Source organism: Providencia sp. PROV210 (genome assembly GCF_028479445.1).
Lineage (GTDB): Bacteria > Pseudomonadota > Gammaproteobacteria > Enterobacterales > Enterobacteriaceae > Providencia > Providencia rustigianii.
The window spans coordinates 35,957-51,799 of record NZ_JAMPNQ010000021.1 but is presented as its reverse complement, the minus strand read 5'-3'; the positions used below and the strand labels follow the sequence as shown (position 1 = coordinate 51,799).

Annotated in this window: 13 protein-coding genes; 3 read left to right on the top strand and 10 right to left on the bottom strand. The window is 43.8% G+C overall.

The genetic code is table 11. The annotated features are described in order from the left end of the window. Positions 1 to 131 precede the first annotated feature (131 nt). Positions 132 to 737, bottom strand: coding sequence for a DUF1454 family protein (locus PR761_RS15995; RefSeq protein ID WP_039855924.1), 606 nt, complete (start codon positions 735 to 737; stop codon positions 132 to 134). A gap of 52 nt (positions 738 to 789) precedes the next feature. On the opposite strand from PR761_RS15995, the gene PR761_RS15990 reads away from it, so the two are divergent. Beyond that, the gene (locus tag PR761_RS15990) at positions 790 to 1,212 is read left to right on the top strand and encodes a DUF805 domain-containing protein (protein WP_006816280.1); all 423 of its coding nucleotides are present in this window, start codon (positions 790 to 792) and stop codon (positions 1,210 to 1,212) included. A gap of 12 nt (positions 1,213 to 1,224) precedes the next feature. Here PR761_RS15990 and fpr read toward each other — a convergent pair whose 3' ends face one another. Continuing rightward, entirely contained in the window at positions 1,225 to 1,971 is a 747-nt protein-coding gene (fpr, locus tag PR761_RS15985) for a ferredoxin--NADP(+) reductase (protein WP_006816279.1), read from the bottom strand. A gap of 442 nt (positions 1,972 to 2,413) precedes the next feature. Between fpr and emrD the strand changes: the two genes are divergently transcribed. Next, positions 2,414 to 3,598, top strand: a complete 1,185-nt coding sequence (emrD, locus tag PR761_RS15980) for a multidrug efflux MFS transporter EmrD (protein WP_006816278.1) — start codon at positions 2,414 to 2,416, stop codon at positions 3,596 to 3,598. A 50-nt stretch (positions 3,599 to 3,648) separates the two neighbouring features. Here emrD and PR761_RS15975 read toward each other — a convergent pair whose 3' ends face one another. The 3 genes from PR761_RS15975 to PR761_RS15965 form a co-directional block, all read right to left on the bottom strand. Continuing rightward, on the bottom strand, positions 3,649 to 7,671 hold the full coding sequence (locus PR761_RS15975) for a hypothetical protein (protein WP_115164792.1): 4,023 nt from the start codon (positions 7,669 to 7,671) through the stop codon (positions 3,649 to 3,651). A gap of 187 nt (positions 7,672 to 7,858) precedes the next feature. Beyond that, entirely contained in the window at positions 7,859 to 9,385 is a 1,527-nt protein-coding gene (glpK, locus tag PR761_RS15970; protein WP_112837486.1) for a glycerol kinase GlpK, read from the bottom strand. Between the two features lie 42 nt (positions 9,386 to 9,427). Beyond that, positions 9,428 to 10,249, bottom strand: coding sequence for an MIP/aquaporin family protein (locus PR761_RS15965; protein WP_006816275.1), 822 nt, complete (start codon positions 10,247 to 10,249; stop codon positions 9,428 to 9,430). A gap of 303 nt (positions 10,250 to 10,552) precedes the next feature. On the opposite strand from PR761_RS15965, the gene zapB reads away from it, so the two are divergent. Next, positions 10,553 to 10,792 (top strand): cell division protein ZapB, encoded by a 240-nt coding sequence (gene zapB / locus PR761_RS15960; RefSeq protein ID WP_112837485.1) that lies wholly within the window; start codon positions 10,553 to 10,555, stop codon positions 10,790 to 10,792. A gap of 354 nt (positions 10,793 to 11,146) precedes the next feature. On the opposite strand, the gene rraA is transcribed toward zapB, so the two are convergent. From rraA to ftsN, 5 genes are all read right to left on the bottom strand, one after another. Next, complete coding sequence (rraA, locus tag PR761_RS15955) at positions 11,147 to 11,665, bottom strand: ribonuclease E activity regulator RraA (RefSeq protein WP_006816271.1); 519 nt, start codon at positions 11,663 to 11,665, stop codon at positions 11,147 to 11,149. Between the two features lie 119 nt (positions 11,666 to 11,784). Beyond that, positions 11,785 to 12,702 carry a 1,4-dihydroxy-2-naphthoate polyprenyltransferase gene (locus PR761_RS15950; RefSeq protein ID WP_112837484.1) on the bottom strand — a complete coding sequence of 306 codons (918 nt, stop codon included), beginning with the start codon at positions 12,700 to 12,702 and terminating at the stop codon, positions 11,785 to 11,787. A gap of 185 nt (positions 12,703 to 12,887) precedes the next feature. Then, complete coding sequence (hslU, locus tag PR761_RS15945) at positions 12,888 to 14,222, bottom strand: HslU--HslV peptidase ATPase subunit (protein ID WP_006816269.1); 1,335 nt, start codon at positions 14,220 to 14,222, stop codon at positions 12,888 to 12,890. Positions 14,223 to 14,233: 11 nt separating this feature from the next. Next, complete coding sequence (hslV, locus tag PR761_RS15940) at positions 14,234 to 14,764, bottom strand: ATP-dependent protease subunit HslV (RefSeq protein WP_006816268.1); 531 nt, start codon at positions 14,762 to 14,764, stop codon at positions 14,234 to 14,236. A 167-nt stretch (positions 14,765 to 14,931) separates the two neighbouring features. Beyond that, entirely contained in the window at positions 14,932 to 15,771 is an 840-nt protein-coding gene (gene ftsN, locus PR761_RS15935; RefSeq protein WP_006816267.1) for a cell division protein FtsN, read from the bottom strand. Positions 15,772 to 15,843 lie beyond the last annotated feature (72 nt).

Below are 15,843 nucleotides of genomic sequence, written 5' to 3'. Positions count from 1 at the left end.
TCTGTCGCTGTTCTTCATTATAAGAACAATGAATGAGAATAGCTTTGCTTTTCATCATGCTTCTTTTCAGAGCGTGATCATCATCCATTTAGTGCGTTTATTGCCTTAGAAATCTTATCGCTTTCGATCACTTATTGCCCTAGCTTAATCGGTTCAACAGCAAAAGTAAGCACATTATTATCACTTTTTACCAAAATATATCGTAGCGCACCTAATCTGGCTTCTTCTGCCCGCGTTGGGTTCTTATTGGCCATAAATCGATTTAATGCTGCGGTAAGTTCCGGCGCTTTATCTAATGAAACTTCCGGATCAAATTGATGAATAATGGCAATAATGTAGTGCTCAATAAGCTGGCGATTGGCTTTGGCATCTGCGTCATTATCGGTAGGTAATAATGTGATTTGCAGACTTTTGATTTTTTCACTTCCCCGTTCTAATACCGCGGAAGAGTATATTTGTTGGTTAATTCGGGATGCTGCACGAATATAAGGCAAGGTGATATCTTGGCTGGCAATCACTTTGTATTCATGTAAATACAGGTCTTTATATTTTTGATTAAATTGGCTGCGCAGCTCAGGAATGGTCAGATTGAACGTTGGGGCATCGGGCGCTAAATAATCCACACTCAAGTTGGTATCAGGAAGCGTGGGCACTTTTTGGGCGAATGCCAAAGGTGGCAAATTTAGCACTAAAGCGGTTATGATGATGGATATGGAACGGAATATTGGTTGAGCCATTTTTTCTGCCACTCATTCTTCAGTTATTAATATTGTATCAGGATTGCACATAATGACATTACAACAATGGGCTTTTTCCTTCAAAGGCCGCATCGGTCGTCGGCCGTTTTGGGCGGGTATTGCTGCGTGTTTTATTTTGATGACACTGGCGGTATTGCTGCAAAACGGGTTGTCATTGCCTGACTGGGTGGTTATGGGGCTCTTTATTTTATTACTTTACCCATTGGCTGCCATTTTTACTAAGCGCTTGCATGATAGGGGTAAACCTGGAGGTTGGTTTGCTTTAATCATTTTAGCATTTGCCCTTTATTCCATAGATGTTAGCCAATTCGAGCCAATTTGGCAGTGGGGAATTGGTCGTTTCCTTCCTTCATTTATTACTATGATTATGTTGATGGATTGCGGTGTATTTGTGGGTATGGAAGCTGAAAATCAGTATGGTGAAAAGACAGATACCGTAAACTACCTGTCTTAATCACCCATAAAATTACCAATATTGCTCGCTGGTAATATGCCCCGGTTTACGGCGTAGATGTTTGATTAGCCCGTGGGTGTTTTTTAACATATCACGGGTATCTCGTACCATTTCAGGGTTGCCGCAGAGCATAATGTGGCAATTCTCTGCATCGATAGGCAGCCCTACAAATTCCTCTAGCTGGTGATTTTCGATTAATGCAGGGACTCGACCATACAGCGAACCTTCCGCCAGCTCGCGGCTGACCACCGTCACTATGCGTAATTTTCCCGCTAAACTTTTTTCTAGTTGTTTCATTAACGGCAGATAACTCAAATCTTTTTGGTAGCGAACCGCATGCAGTAGAACGATATTATCGAAGCGTTCTAATCCCTTATTTTCTTGTAAGATAGATAAAAAAGGACCGATAGCGGTTCCGGTGGAAAGCATCCACAAATTTTTGCATTCAGGGATCTCATCCAGCACAAAGAAACCTGCGGCTTCATCGGTAATTTGCAAAGTATCTCCCACTTGCAAATTAGCGAGTTTAGGGCTGAGTTTGCCGTTCGGTACAATCACAAAATAAAATTCGAGTTGGTTATCGCTGGGGGCGTTTACATATGAGTAAGCGCGAGCGATGCGTACACCATCAACCTCAAGGGCTAATTTAGCATATTGTCCCGCTGTAAAGGGTCGGATGGGGGCATCGACGATTAAACTAAATAAGGTATCAGTCCAATATTTTGCTTCGGTAACTCGACCAGTAACCCAGTTCGCCATATATTTTGACCTCTCATTGTGGCTATCCCAAGAATAACGCATTCCATAGTGTGAATTGTTTGACGGATACATTGCTAAAATTTATAGGATTTCATACTAGATCAGTTCATTGTTTATGCTTATCGATAAAGTGTTTTAGTGAATTATTCTGCAAATGAAGAGTTTGATAACTTTAATGTACAGTTATGTTGACAGTGATGGCGAATATTACTGCCAACGTGTTGTAAATTAAAATGGTGTCCTGTCTCGAAAAAATTATAATTTTTGCTATCTTAATCACATTAGAACAACATCAATTGTTTGCTAGTTATATAATTTTGGTTTAACAGGCAATACAACAAATAAAAATCTATTATTTTCTTCTGACGCCATGATTCGTGTTATTAAACTTTAATAATGCGGAGTTATCGTGTGCTCAGATATTGTCGACTTCGAGAGCAAAATGAGAAAGCTAGAAAACTTTAATTTATTGTTGATGTTAATTGCCCTCGCTGCGGTTGGGCAAATGACACAGACTATCTACGTACCTGTTATTGCGGAGATCGCCGTCTATTTTGGCGAGCCATCCGGTTCAGTACAGCGCGTGATGGCGGCGTATTTGTTTTCTTACGGTTTTTCACAATTAGTTTATGGCCCATTGTCAGATCAAATCGGCCGTCGTCCGGTTATTTTAGCGGGATTGACCATTTTCCTGATCTCGACCATTGTCGCAATTTTTGCCCCATCACTGACCGTACTCACTATCGCGAGTGGCTTACAAGGGCTAGGAACAGGGGTCGCTGGTGTGATGGTCAGAACCATGCCCCGAGACCTGTATAAAGGGACATCATTACGTTTTGCCAACAGTTTGCTCAACATGGGTGTATTAGTCAGCCCACTGTTAGCGCCAATGTTTGGTGGTATTTTGGCCCACTTTTTTGGTTGGCATGCCTGCTATATTTTCTTGTTCCTGCTCGGTGGCTCGGTATTTTTTAGTATGTATCGTTGGTTACCCGAAACGCGCCCAGTTTCGCCAGAAAAACATAAAATGTTAGCGTCATTTCGTGAACTGTTGTCGAATGGACCGTTTGTGTCTTACTTGATTATGCTAATCGGAGCCTTGGCTGGGATTGCAGTCTTTGAATCCAGTAGCGGTGTGCTGATGGGGGGCGTATTGGGGCTGAGCAGCATTACGGTCAGTATTCTGTTTATTCTGCCTATTCCTGCGGCATTTTTTGGTGCTTGGTATGCTGGACGCGAAGGTAAAAACTTTGCTTCTCTGATGTGGCAATCGGTGATGATTTGCTTAGCCGCTGGGTTGATGATGTGGATACCAAGCTGGTTCGGTATGATGAATATTTGGACATTATTAGTCCCTGCTGCCATATTTTTCTTTGGGGCAGGAATGCTGTTCCCACTGGCAACCACGGGGGCTATGGAGCCATTTCCTTATTTGGCAGGTGCCGCTGGAGCGCTAGTCGGTGGTATGCAAAATGTCGGCTCTGGGGTTGCAACATGGGTTTCTGCATTGATGCCTCAAAATGGGCAATTTAGCCTCGGTTTATTGATGTTCTTGATGTCGGCATTGGTGGTTTTATGTTGGTTACCATTAGCTCGTCGTATGAGCCATACGGAACGTACTGTTTAATCGTCTAATTGTCAGGCGGCGTATATGCCGCCTGATTTTTAAGTTGCTAATTAAGCAACTAATGGCATCGACAGCACGGTCGACGTTATTGGAATCGGTTCTGCCTGCAAACTGTTTTTTGCCTTATCTTCTGATATTCCCGCCATTTGCGATATTAACGCGTTAAATTCGACGGGACGGTCATAGTTTAATAAATCGCTATTTTCCGCTAATGTTCCTTGGTCATTTTGATAGATCAATATCGAGCTTGCTTCAATCTCATCACTGAGATGTTGGTCGATATACACTTTAATCCCCGCAATATTTAAATTTGGCGTACTGTCGAGCGTCCCTCGAATGGTTAACATACCGTTGTCCTCTTCAAGATACCAAGATTCTAATGGCATGGTTTCGTGGTGTTTTCCTTGACTGTCCAATATAACCAGCGTGACCCAATAGGTTAAATTTTCATGGTTTAAACGGAGTGAGCGTATATCGACAGTTTGATGAATATTTACATCAGAAAGTAGCCGAATTTCAGATTGCACATCAAGATGCGTTGAATCGGGTTGCGACTCATCCGCCAAGAGTTCTAGGTGGTTAAGGGGAATGAAGGTCGCCTGGGTATCTACCGGCTGCCCACCAAATGGCTTTTGCAAAGAAAAAAACTGCTGGTGATGTTGCCCATCTGTGACCCATTTAGCTCTGAGCACGCTATTATCTTGGCTTGCCGACCAAAAGAGCGGGCTACCTTGCCAGTAATCATCCATCTGTAATTGTTCTGGCGGTGTGTTGTCATCGCTATGAATAAACACGCGGTTAGCGAGAGATTCTGGGTTTCTATACTGGAAAATCGGGATGTCTATTTGATCTTCAGTTTTAATGATATCTAGGCGAACTAATTCCCCTTTATTGGGGATGTTTAGGTTGAGTTCATTATCACTCAAGGAGAGGCTAATGGTTTCGCTAAGTAACCCAGACTGGGTGGCATAAATAACGACTAAATGGCAATTCGTATCACGGTACGTTTTTGGAATGAGCTGACCGAGAGTCTCCGTAATGACTAGGCGACTATAAGGATGCAGTGTTCCATCTTCTAAGGTTAGAAAGGTGCCATTGAGTTGATAAACGGGCAAATATTCACGAGGTGTTTTACGCTCATCAATGCTGGCTAAAAAGCTCTGGGCTTGGTAAGTCAAATAGTCACAGTGTGCTAAAAAGGCGTCATATTGCTCGGTATAGTGAGGGTAATCTGCGGGGTACATCGCTGGAATAATTTCACTGTGTTGATCGTCTTTTCGGTAGGTTGTGTATTGTTGGCGTTGTTGGTCATAAGCGATGCTACCACCATGACTTTCAGACGAGTAGGGGTAGCCTGCTTTCGTGGTATGCCCCAGACTTAAACCATGACCAAAAACTTCATGCCATAAAATACTCGGTTTAGTGATCCCACCACCAAAATTATGGGTAGCAAGCCCAATCACTTGCGAGACTCCGCGGCGCATTGGTAAGTGCTCAATTGAAGAATAAAAAAATTCAGAGTAAAGCTGGGTTCGTCGAGCCGCCTTCTGGCTATCAAAGTAAGCCCATCCAATTTGTGATCTTAATGGTTCCGTGACCTTATTTGGGCTGTCATAGGTCGGATGAATTAACGTTGATTTATCAACATAGCCTTTTTCATCTTTGACAACATAGGGGTATAGCATGGGTTTTAGCGAAGTTGAAGGATAGCTAAATAGGGTAAATTGGTGAGTCGGTAATTTGGCACTTGCTTCTAAGCCCCAGCTAAGTGGCGAATAGGCATAAGTACCGTGGCCCTGACGATAAAGACTGGTATTTGTGACATGGGATGTCATTGGTGTCACGTTTTTTACTGTCGGTAAAAACACGCCATTACTATCGGTATATGGCTGAGTGACTGGCGTGTTACCTGCCATGATTTGTATTTGCATATCAGGTTGTATCCACATTCCTTTGATGGGTGCGGTGTAGCTGTTGCGATGCAAATTTTGGGCGTCAATACTGGGTGTCTGAGGGATAGCATCAAGTTCTGAAGGTAATACTGATGGCCCTATCAATGTGATTTTTTCCAGCTCATTCCCCGCTTTATTTCGAATAATGGCAACCAAATCGGGGGCATTACCTGATGATGGACTCGTTATATCGACTTTTAGCAATGCCCAGCGGTTAGCGGTTAAGCTAAAGTAGGGGGCATCAGGGGCAAGTAAATGAGTTTGTGCCAGTTGAATACCGTGTACTTGCATATCATGAGGGACGGGTTGATAGCGATGTTTGGGCTGGCTATAAATCGGGTCTTGTAGCGTAAATATTCTTTTACCCGGTTTAGAGACCAATGGGGCATCTTCAGTATTCAGGTGAATTGACATGGGTGCAGAGAGAGAACCATCTTTCATCACTGCGGTAATATCGAATTGGTCGTGGCGTTTCATGGATTGATGACTGTCAGGGAGATAGTGCCATTCGCCCGTTTGGGGGTCTAAGTCCACGCGACCAAAAAGAGGGCTTTCAAGTATTTGAAAATGATGAATCTCTTCGTGAATGGGTAGCTGCCCGGAAATAGTACCAATAACCAGTTTATCAGCAGTTTTAGATGAATTCTCTACAACTAAAATGGGTAAAATTTGTTGGTTTTTCAATTGGAATTGGGAAATAGTCATGCCATCACATTGGATAATCATCCGACTATCTGCGTAGTGTAAGGTAATTGATGGCAACTCATTTTGGCTCAACTGCTGGTTAATTTTATCTTCGATTTCGTGGGTTAAATCCTCCCATGACCCCTGCTCAGTGACAGCAACATCATCGAGTTTTAGTATGATATTTTGTTGAGAGCTATGAAGGGAGATAGAGAAATAGTGGCTGTTTTGGAGTGTTTCCTGATCTAAAACGAGGCGATTTATTGCTGATGGCGGTAAAGAAATGACTTGATTGAAGCGATGGGAGAGAAACGTTTGTTTAGGTACCGGCGCTATTTTGGGTTTTTGGGGCAATGAATTATCTATAGAAATAGCAGAGTGACGAATCGCCGAGTTAGGAATAAATTCAACCGATTCTTTGTCTGCGAATCCCCACCCTAAGCGAATATCCGGCGGCTGGCCATTCGTGGTTGTGGTAATTTTAAAATCTATTTGTTTTCCTTGTGGCACATGGTGCAGAACAATCTCCCCTGATTCATCTGCTCCTCGGATTTGCTGAGTTTGCTGAGCGACTTCGAATGTGAGGTCTTCCGTAACATAGAGGGTATCGAGATAAACATGAATACGTTGGGATTTTGGCGCAGTTAGTACCCCCTCATAGACCCAAGTCGTTGAGGTCGGTTGCTTAGGAAGCCCGCTCGCATAGTGGGTTAAATTGGCGAGAGAATAGGTACTTTTTTCGATATTTTTTTCATTTTCAATCGCCGGATAAGCCGTGACTAATATACCTGATGGAGAATCAATCGTTGGCGTCTTTGGCTGAGGAAGTAAACTAGGCGGCTCTATGGGGATGGAATCAAGCTCCTCAAGCAGTTTCTGAATAGGCGGGGAGGCTGGATTTTGTTGGTTATCGAGAATAATCAGGCTGCCTCCCGTCAATTCCAGCCAATGGCGAACTAATGCGACTTGTTGGTCATTGGCATTTATGGAGAGCACGACCACACCATAATGGCGATGCCATTCCCCACTTGGCAGCAATAAATCCACGAGTTGAGCTTGGGAACGAGGTTCGCCATCATGCCATTGATGAGGGGAATGAAAACTATCAACCCACAAATTTTGCTGTGAATTAAATTCAAAACCTGAAAATTCAGGCTGGTTGAGAGCGCTCAGCAGATAACTCTGTTTCTTTTCTCCAGGTAAGCGGGGTTTATCGAGCAACCAGCTCATTAGCCCAAAGGCGGTTTCTCCAGATTCTGATTTTTGAGGGTGACTTTTTAATCCCGCTATAAAAAAGTTATCGGTATACACTTTGGCAATGCGTCCGCGATTTCTGTAGTAGCCAAGCTGTAGGCTACCATCCTGCATGGCTTGGGAGACGAGAGGGAATGAGCGGAGGCTCATTAAATTGTGGGGATCTTTTCTTCGGTTATCCATAACCAACTCTCCTGAAATAAATGATGAAAACAGTTATTGCAGGAGAGAATTCTAAATAAACCAGTAAACCCTTTCTAATTTATTATTAGTCTGATAATTGCAATTCTATTTATTTGCTAATTACCAGTTATGGCAGGCAATAAAAAAGCAGTGCCAAAGCACTGCTTCAAGATTAAAAAAGTGAAAATTAAGCGCGATCTTCCCACTCTTGGGCACGAGCGACGGCTTTTTTCCAACCTTCATATTTGTAGTTACGTTCTGTGGTTTCAATGCCCGGCTTGAAGACGCGTTCTATGCTAGCTTTACTCTGTAGCTCATCGAGGCCTTCCCAGAACCCAACAGCAATACCGGCGAGATATGCCGCACCTAATGCCGTGCTTTCACGTACCGCAGGACGCTCTACAGACGTGCCTAGAATGTCCGATTGGAATTGCATCAGGAAGTTGTTGGCAACCGCACCACCATCCACACGTAACGCTTTTAGACGCTCGCCGGAGTCAGCTTGCATCGCATCCAAGACATCGCGAGTTTGATAAGCGATGGATTCTAATGTTGCTCGGATAATATGGTTACGGTTTGCTCCACGGGTTAGACCGAAGATGGCACCACGCGCATACGGATCCCAATACGGTGCACCTAAACCGGTAAATGCAGGCACAACATATACACCATTACTGTCTTTTACTTTGGTTGCGAAGTATTCAGAGTCTTCAGATTCATCAATTAATTTCAATTCATCACGTAGCCATTGAATAGATGCGCCGCCAACAAACACAGCACCTTCAAGAGCATAATTCACTTCACCTCTTGGACCACAAGCAATAGTCGTTAGCAGACCATGGTTAGAGCGCACGGCGGTGTCGCCGGTATTCATCAGTAAGAAGCAGCCTGTTCCATAGGTATTTTTGGCCATTCCGGATTTGACGCACAGCTGGCCATACAGCGCCGCTTGTTGGTCACCAGCGATACCGGAAATTGGAATACGTGTTCCGCCTTTACCACCAATGTTGGTTTGACCATACACTTCCGAAGATGAACGCACTTCCGGTAGCATACTGCGTGGAATATTGAGTGCTTTGAGGATTTTGTCATCCCATTCCAGATTGCGAATATTAAACAGCATGGTACGGGAGGCATTGGTGTAATCGGTCACGTGGACACGGCCTTGAGTCATTTTCCACACGATCCAAGTATCGACGGTACCGAACAGTAATTCGCCTTTTTCTGCACGTTCGCGGACACCTTCAACGTTATCGAGGATCCATTTTACCTTGGTGCCCGAAAAATAGGGGTCAACAACCAGACCAGTATTCTGGCGAATATACTCTTCCAAATCTTTATCATTTTGTTTGAGATGAGTACAAAAATCGGCAGTACGACGGCATTGCCAAACAATGGCATTATAAACGGGTTTACCTGTCGATTTTTCCCACACGATGGTGGTTTCACGTTGGTTTGTGATCCCAATACCTGCAACTTCATCTGTGCGAATATCAGCTTTTGCCAATACTTCGATCAGTGTGGAGCTTTGGGTTGCCCAAATTTCCATTGGGTCGTGCTCTACCCAGCCTGGCTTAGGATAGATTTGGGTAAATTCCCGTTGGGAAATACTGATGATGTTGGCATCGTGATCGAGTACGACTGCTCGTGAACTGGTTGTTCCCTGATCAAGAGCGACAATATATTTTTTCGCGATATTTGTTTCTGTTGTCATAATTTAAACCTGTTCAGCAATGGGTTAGGTATTGTTATTGGGTTATTTCTTTTCTTCTTCTGACTCGCAGACCATGCAAGGAAGATGACGACCAATCAATTTACGGTAACCAAGTGCCCCTAGCAGACCACCAACAATTGGTGCAGTCAATGGGACTAAGAAATAAGGAATGTCACGTCCACCGGTCATAGCAATATCACCCCATCCGGCTAGATAGGCCACCACTTTCGGACCAAAGTCACGAGCAGGGTTTAAGGCGAACCCAGTTAAAGGACCAAATGAGCCACCGATAACAGCGATCAAAATACCGATTAATAATGGGGCCAATGGGCCTTTAGGTACACCATTACCATCGTCAGTTAAACCTAAAATTAGACAGACTAAGATGGCGGCAATAATAACTTCGATAAAGAAGGCATGCAGTACACTAATTTGCGGTGCAGGATAAGTCGAGAAAACACCAGCAGTAAAGAGGCTTTCTTGAGTTCCACGAATAATGTGGTGGACTTGTTCATAATCTGTAAAGACTGGCGAGTACATTGTATAGACTAACGCCGCGGCACAGAAGCCACCCAACATTTGGGCGACGATATAAGGAACAACTTTGCGCTTGTCAAAACAAGCAAATAACCATAAAGCAAGGGTTACAGCAGGGTTCAAATGGGCACCGGAAATGCCCGCGGTTAAATAAACAGCGAGTGCAACACCAAATCCCCAGATAATACTAATTTCCCAGAGACCCAGTTGCGCGCCAGCAAGACGCACGGCAGCGACGCATCCTAAACCGAAAAACACGATGAGAGCAGTGCCTAAAAACTCCGAAATACACTGGCCCATCAGTGTGGAAGATGTCATTTTGCTCATATAGTTAATCCTGCTCAAATAAAAAAAAGAGTATTTTTTTCGAGTAAAATTTTCGTTGCGAAAATTTCTTCTGGTTAATTTAGCGTGAAAAAAGATGATCGAATATTGTCATGTTCGAAAACTGTGTGTTAAATCACCTAAAAACGAAAACAAACAACCATTAATAAGAGCGAATTCAAACATTGTGAAATTATTTACATCGCAATTTTACTAATAATGTTTGTAATCAAATGTAAGTCACTGGACACAGAGGATCATGCTACTTACAATCGAGGAAATAGATTTATAAGGGAGATCACGAACATGTCATTTGAAGTATTTGAGAAACTAGAAAACAAAGTCCAGCAGGCAATCGACACCATCGCGTTATTACAAATGGAAATCGATGAACTAAAAGAACAAAACAGTGCATTAAGCCAAGAGTTACAAGCTAACAAATCAGGTACCGAATCACTGGTGCGTGAAAATGAACAGCTGAAGCAAGAGCAGGCGACTTGGCAGGAGCGGTTGCGGACTTTGTTAGGTAAGATGGAAGAAGTTTAATTCCTCGTCATACTTCGCATTGTAGGGGTGTTGGTTGCTCTCGGCTACTCGGGCACATACTTGTGTATGCTTCCCGAGATATCCATTGCTTGCCGCCTACCTCGTCATAATTTGCATTGTAGGGGTGTTGGTTGCTCTCAGCTACTCGGGTCACATACTTTTGTATGCTCCCCGAGATATCCTCGCTGACCGCCTACCTACAATACGAATTATTTAGAGGTGTGTAGAAGTATGTAGAGGAGTGCTTTCTGAAAGATGTGAAGAGTGAGTGAAAAAACAGAAAGAGAAAACAAAAAGTCGAAAAGAGAAAAGGCAGATAGTGATATCTGCCTTTTTTGTGGAATTTGGTGGGGATTATTCGTCGATGGTTTCGTCGAAGTCATCATTGGCCGCTTGAGTGAGAGGCTCTTCAGACAGGATCATGCCAGTGTTATCGGCATACAGATAATCACCAGAGAAGAACGTCACACTACCAAAATTGACGCGGATATCACTTTCGCCGATACCTTCATCAGGACAACCTGCTGGTGTTGCAGCAACAGCTTGAATACCAAGGTCTAATTCCATTAAGGCATCCACTTGACGGACTGCACCATAAACCACGATGCCCTCCCAGCCATTACTTACAGCGACTTGCGCTAGCTCAGCATCAATCAATGCTTTACGCACGGAACCGCCACCGTCAACAAGCAATATACGCCCACGGCCGTCTTCTTCCAGCAAATCATACAGAATGCCGTTATCTTCAAAGCATTTAACTGTAATGATTTGACCGCCAAATGAAGTACGTCCACCAAAGTTGGAGAATAAAGGTTCTACCACGTTAACGCTTTCTTGGTAGATGTCGCAGAGCTCGGAAGTATCATATTTCATAGGATTTAGGTCTTTTTCTGCTGAAAGAGGGGGTTAGTATATCCCTTTTCGTCACAGCTTGGCAAAATTCCCGCCAAAAAATAGGCGGGAAAAGTCAAAAAAGCAGCAAGTAATTGTGATTATTTGCTCAAAACGACGCCAATTGAGAACAACACATTGGTAACTAAAGCCGCTTTGACCATGTTTTCAAGCATTGGGCGCATGCCTTCGGGGGTAGGGTCTGAAAGCACTTTACGAACGTGATTCATCAGCATCGGTACGGCAAGTAAAAATAGCCAGCCGCTCCAACCTTGTAGGTACATAAGATTGAAAAACGCTAGACACAGGATAGCGGCAACGATAAGAATTGTGTGATAGATGCGTGCACCCACTGGCCCTAAACGAACCGCCAAGGTATTTTTACCTGCTTTAACATCGTTTTCGATATCACGCATATTATTAATATTCAAAACGGCAACAGACAGTAATCCACACGCGGTTGCTGGCAGAATAGTAATCGGGTTAAAGCTATTCGCTTGTAAATAAAAAGTCCCAATAACGCTTAACCAGCCAAAGAAAATTAAGACCGATATATCACCCAGTCCTAAATAACCGTAAGGTTTTTTACCGACGGTATAGGTAATCGCAGCAACAATGGCAACCAGCCCTAAAGCCAGAAATCCAATGGCATCTTCCGGTTTTTCACAGGCGACAACAATCAATAAGATCCCAGAAAGGCACGCGGCGAAGATATTCAGCTTTAAGGCTTTTTTCATATCTTCTTTGGTGATGATGCCTTTTTGCATCCCCCGCAATGGTCCGATACGTTCAGCAGTGTCTGAGCCTTTGACTGCATCTCCGTAATCATTCGCGAGGTTAGATAGAATCTGTAGTAGACCTGCTGTAATAATTGATAGCAGGGCAACTGGCCATTTAAAGTTGCCAGTGAGGTAAGTTAATGCGGAGCCAGTGACGATCGCAATAACCCCTAAAGGCAAGGTTTTTGGTCGTAAACTTTCTAGCCAAGCTTGTTTGCGACTGATTGAAGATGAGTTCATGTAATTTATTCACCGTACTCGTTATATTCCAAAGGGTAACGCTGATGAGATTCTAGCGGCACTTTGAATTAGTGGGAGTAAATGTTCTTAATTTAGTTGGGTTCAATACGGCAAAAGTGCAGCATAATTGCTGCACTTTATCTGACGTCTATTAAGGATACATGAAAACCTGATAATTAATAAGATTATAAAATAAATCTACTCAGATCTTCGTCTGCAACCAATTCGTCTAAATGCTGGCTAACATATTCAGCATTGATTTGAATGCTCTGTCCTTCACGTTCGCTGGCATCGAAAGAGATATCTTCCATCAAGCGTTCTAATACTGTGTGTAAACGACGAGCACCGATATTTTCGGTGGATTCGTTCACCTGCCATGCAGATTCCGCAATCTTACGGATACCATCAGCGGTGAAGTCAATATTCACGCCTTCAGTTGCCATCAGAGCTTTGTACTGCTCAGTCAACGAAGAGTTCGGCTCGGTCAGAATGCGTTCGAAATCTTCGGTAGTGAGCGGTTGCAGCTCAACACGAATTGGTAAACGACCTTGTAATTCTGGGATCAGATCTGATGGGCTAGAGACTTGGAATGCCCCAGAAGCGATAAACAGAATATGGTCAGTTTTCACCATACCGTGTTTGGTAGAGATGGTGCAGCCTTCAATTAATGGCAGCAGATCGCGCTGAACACCTTCACGGGAGACATCCGGACCTGAACTTTGACCGCCGCGTTTACAGATTTTATCGAACTCATCAATAAACACGATGCCATTTTGTTCAACAGCTTCAATCGCTTGTTCTTTCAACTCTTCAGGGTTAACCAATTTAGCGGCTTCTTCTTCCACCAGCAGTTTGAAAGCTTCTTTGATTTTCATCTTACGAGGCTTTTGCTTTTGTCCTGCTAAGTTTTGGAACATGGATTGCAGCTGGTTGGTCATCTCTTCCATACCAGGAGGCGCCATGATTTCAACACCCATTGGTGCAGCAGAAACTTCAATCTCGATTTCTTTATCGTCTAATTGGCCTTCACGTAATTTTTTACGGAATGCTTGGCGTGCAGGAGATGGCTCATCAACTGGTTCAGCTTGTCCCCAGTTATTTTTTGCTGGTGGAATCAAGACATCCAGAATGCGCTCTTCCGCCATTTCTTCGGCACGATAACGGTTTTTCTCGATAGATTGTAAACGAACCATTTTGACCGCAGAATCAGTCAGATCGCGGATGATGGAGTCAACTTCTTTACCTACATAGCCCACTTCGGTAAATTTGGTCGCTTCAACTTTGATAAATGGCGCATTGGCCAATTTTGCAAGGCGGCGAGCAATTTCAGTTTTACCCACACCTGTTGGACCAATCATGAGAATATTTTTTGGGGTCACTTCATGACGCAACGTTTCATTTAACTGCATACGGCGCCAGCGGTTACGCAGGGCGATAGCTACAGAACGTTTTGCTTTATGTTGACCAATAATATGGTTGTCGAGTTCGCTGACAATTTCGCGTGGAGTCATTTCGGACATACTAACAATCCTTATGATTTTGAAGAAATTTCTTCAAAGTTAACATTGTGGTTAGTGTAGATACAGATATCCCCAGCGATTTCGAGCGCCTTCTCAGCGATCTCTTTTGCGCTTAAATCTGTATTTTCGAGTAAGGCACGAGCTGCGGACTGCGCATATGGGCCACCTGAACCAATCGCAATCAGGTCATTTTCTGGTTGAACGACGTCACCGTTACCTGTGATGATCAGTGAAGTATGCTCATCTGCTACTGCCAGTAACGCTTCGAGTTTGCGTAACATACGGTCGGTGCGCCAATCTTTGGCGAGCTCAACGGCAGCTTTAGTTAAATGTCCTTGATGGAGTTCGAGTTTGCGTTCGAATAGTTCAAAGAGTGTGAATGCGTCAGCGGTGCCACCGGCAAATCCTGCAATGACTTTGTCGTTATATAAGCGACGAACTTTGCGGACATTGCCTTTCATGACGGTATTACCCATCGTCGCCTGTCCATCACCACCGATTACAACTTGGCCATTACGGCGAACACTTACGATTGTTGTCATGAGTTAGCCCCTGGTTTTTATTACAAAAATAATGCGGTTGTTTCATATTTTAATAGGCAAATTTCAAGTGATAGCGGTTTATTCACTATCACTTGAAATCACAGAATCATAAAAACAACTGCTCATCAGTACGTTAAAACAGTAGATGGGGGAGGTGGGGGGATTTTTCAACCCCCAGAAGCACGAAGAATACAACCTGAAACGCCGACACCCGCAGCACGGTCACGCATGCCTTCTGCTGTGGACTTGGAGTATGGGCCTAACACGATACGATGCCATCCTCCGCCTGAGGTAATTCGGCTTTCAATACCGGAAAATGCCAGCGTTGCACGTACAGACTCCGCTTGTTCTGCTGTTTTGAACGAACCACATTGCACCAACATATTTTGCATATTATTGACAGGGGCAGGTTTTGGCTCAGGTTTAGGTTCTGGCTTCGCCACTGGCTGTACCGGCGCAGTAGGACGGACTTCCGGCTTGGGTTCAGTCACTGAAGGTTTACGCTGAACCGGTGCATCAATCGGCCTAGCTGGCTGAGCCGGTTCATTAATAATAACTTGGGAACGCGGCACTGGCTTACCATTAAAAGGAATTTCCTGTAGGTTGGTGACCGGCTGACGTCGATCAGAATCCAGTTGTTCCAGTAATTGGCGCTGTTCTGCGGTTAAATCCGTTTGACGAATATTGCCACTGCTACCACCAGTATTTGGTTGTGCAGGTGACGTATAATCTTGCCATGGCTCTTCTAGCTCACGCTTATAGCGCCAAGGATCTTCAGGTTTCGGTGGTAGTGTATTACCTGGTTTAGTGGCATGTGGAGCACTATTAGTTTGTGATGTTTCTTTTTTATTGTGAGTAATAAAAAATAAACCACCAACAAATAGCACCACAATAGCGACGGCGACTACCAAGGTAGTCATAGGTAGCCCTTGTGCTTTCTTGCTTTTGCCTTTGCTTTTCTTTCGAGCGGATGAGCGCCCTCGAGCTACATAATCTTTTTGTGCCACGCTATTAATTCACTAGTTATCAGTTGTTAATCATTATTTTGGTTATATGTTACTTAACCTTAGCGATTTTGC

Bases quoted from the DNA above. Each gene is read 5' to 3' on its own strand.
- PR761_RS15995 (WP_039855924.1), bottom strand. From the start codon at position 737: ATGGCTCAACCAATATTCCGTTCCATATCCATCATCATAACCGCTTTA.
- PR761_RS15990 (WP_006816280.1), top strand. From the start codon at position 790: ATGACATTACAACAATGGGCTTTTTCCTTCAAAGGCCGCATCGGTCGT.
- fpr (WP_006816279.1), bottom strand. From the start codon at position 1,971: ATGGCGAACTGGGTTACTGGTCGAGTTACCGAAGCAAAATATTGGACT.
- emrD (WP_006816278.1), top strand. From the start codon at position 2,414: ATGAGAAAGCTAGAAAACTTTAATTTATTGTTGATGTTAATTGCCCTC.
- PR761_RS15975 (WP_115164792.1), bottom strand. From the start codon at position 7,671: ATGGATAACCGAAGAAAAGATCCCCACAATTTAATGAGCCTCCGCTCA.
- glpK (WP_112837486.1), bottom strand. From the start codon at position 9,385: ATGACAACAGAAACAAATATCGCGAAAAAATATATTGTCGCTCTTGAT.
- PR761_RS15965 (WP_006816275.1), bottom strand. From the start codon at position 10,249: ATGAGCAAAATGACATCTTCCACACTGATGGGCCAGTGTATTTCGGAG.
- zapB (WP_112837485.1), top strand. From the start codon at position 10,553: ATGTCATTTGAAGTATTTGAGAAACTAGAAAACAAAGTCCAGCAGGCA.
- rraA (WP_006816271.1), bottom strand. From the start codon at position 11,665: ATGAAATATGATACTTCCGAGCTCTGCGACATCTACCAAGAAAGCGTT.
- PR761_RS15950 (WP_112837484.1), bottom strand. From the start codon at position 12,702: ATGAACTCATCTTCAATCAGTCGCAAACAAGCTTGGCTAGAAAGTTTA.
- hslU (WP_006816269.1), bottom strand. From the start codon at position 14,222: ATGTCCGAAATGACTCCACGCGAAATTGTCAGCGAACTCGACAACCAT.
- hslV (WP_006816268.1), bottom strand. From the start codon at position 14,764: ATGACAACAATCGTAAGTGTTCGCCGTAATGGCCAAGTTGTAATCGGT.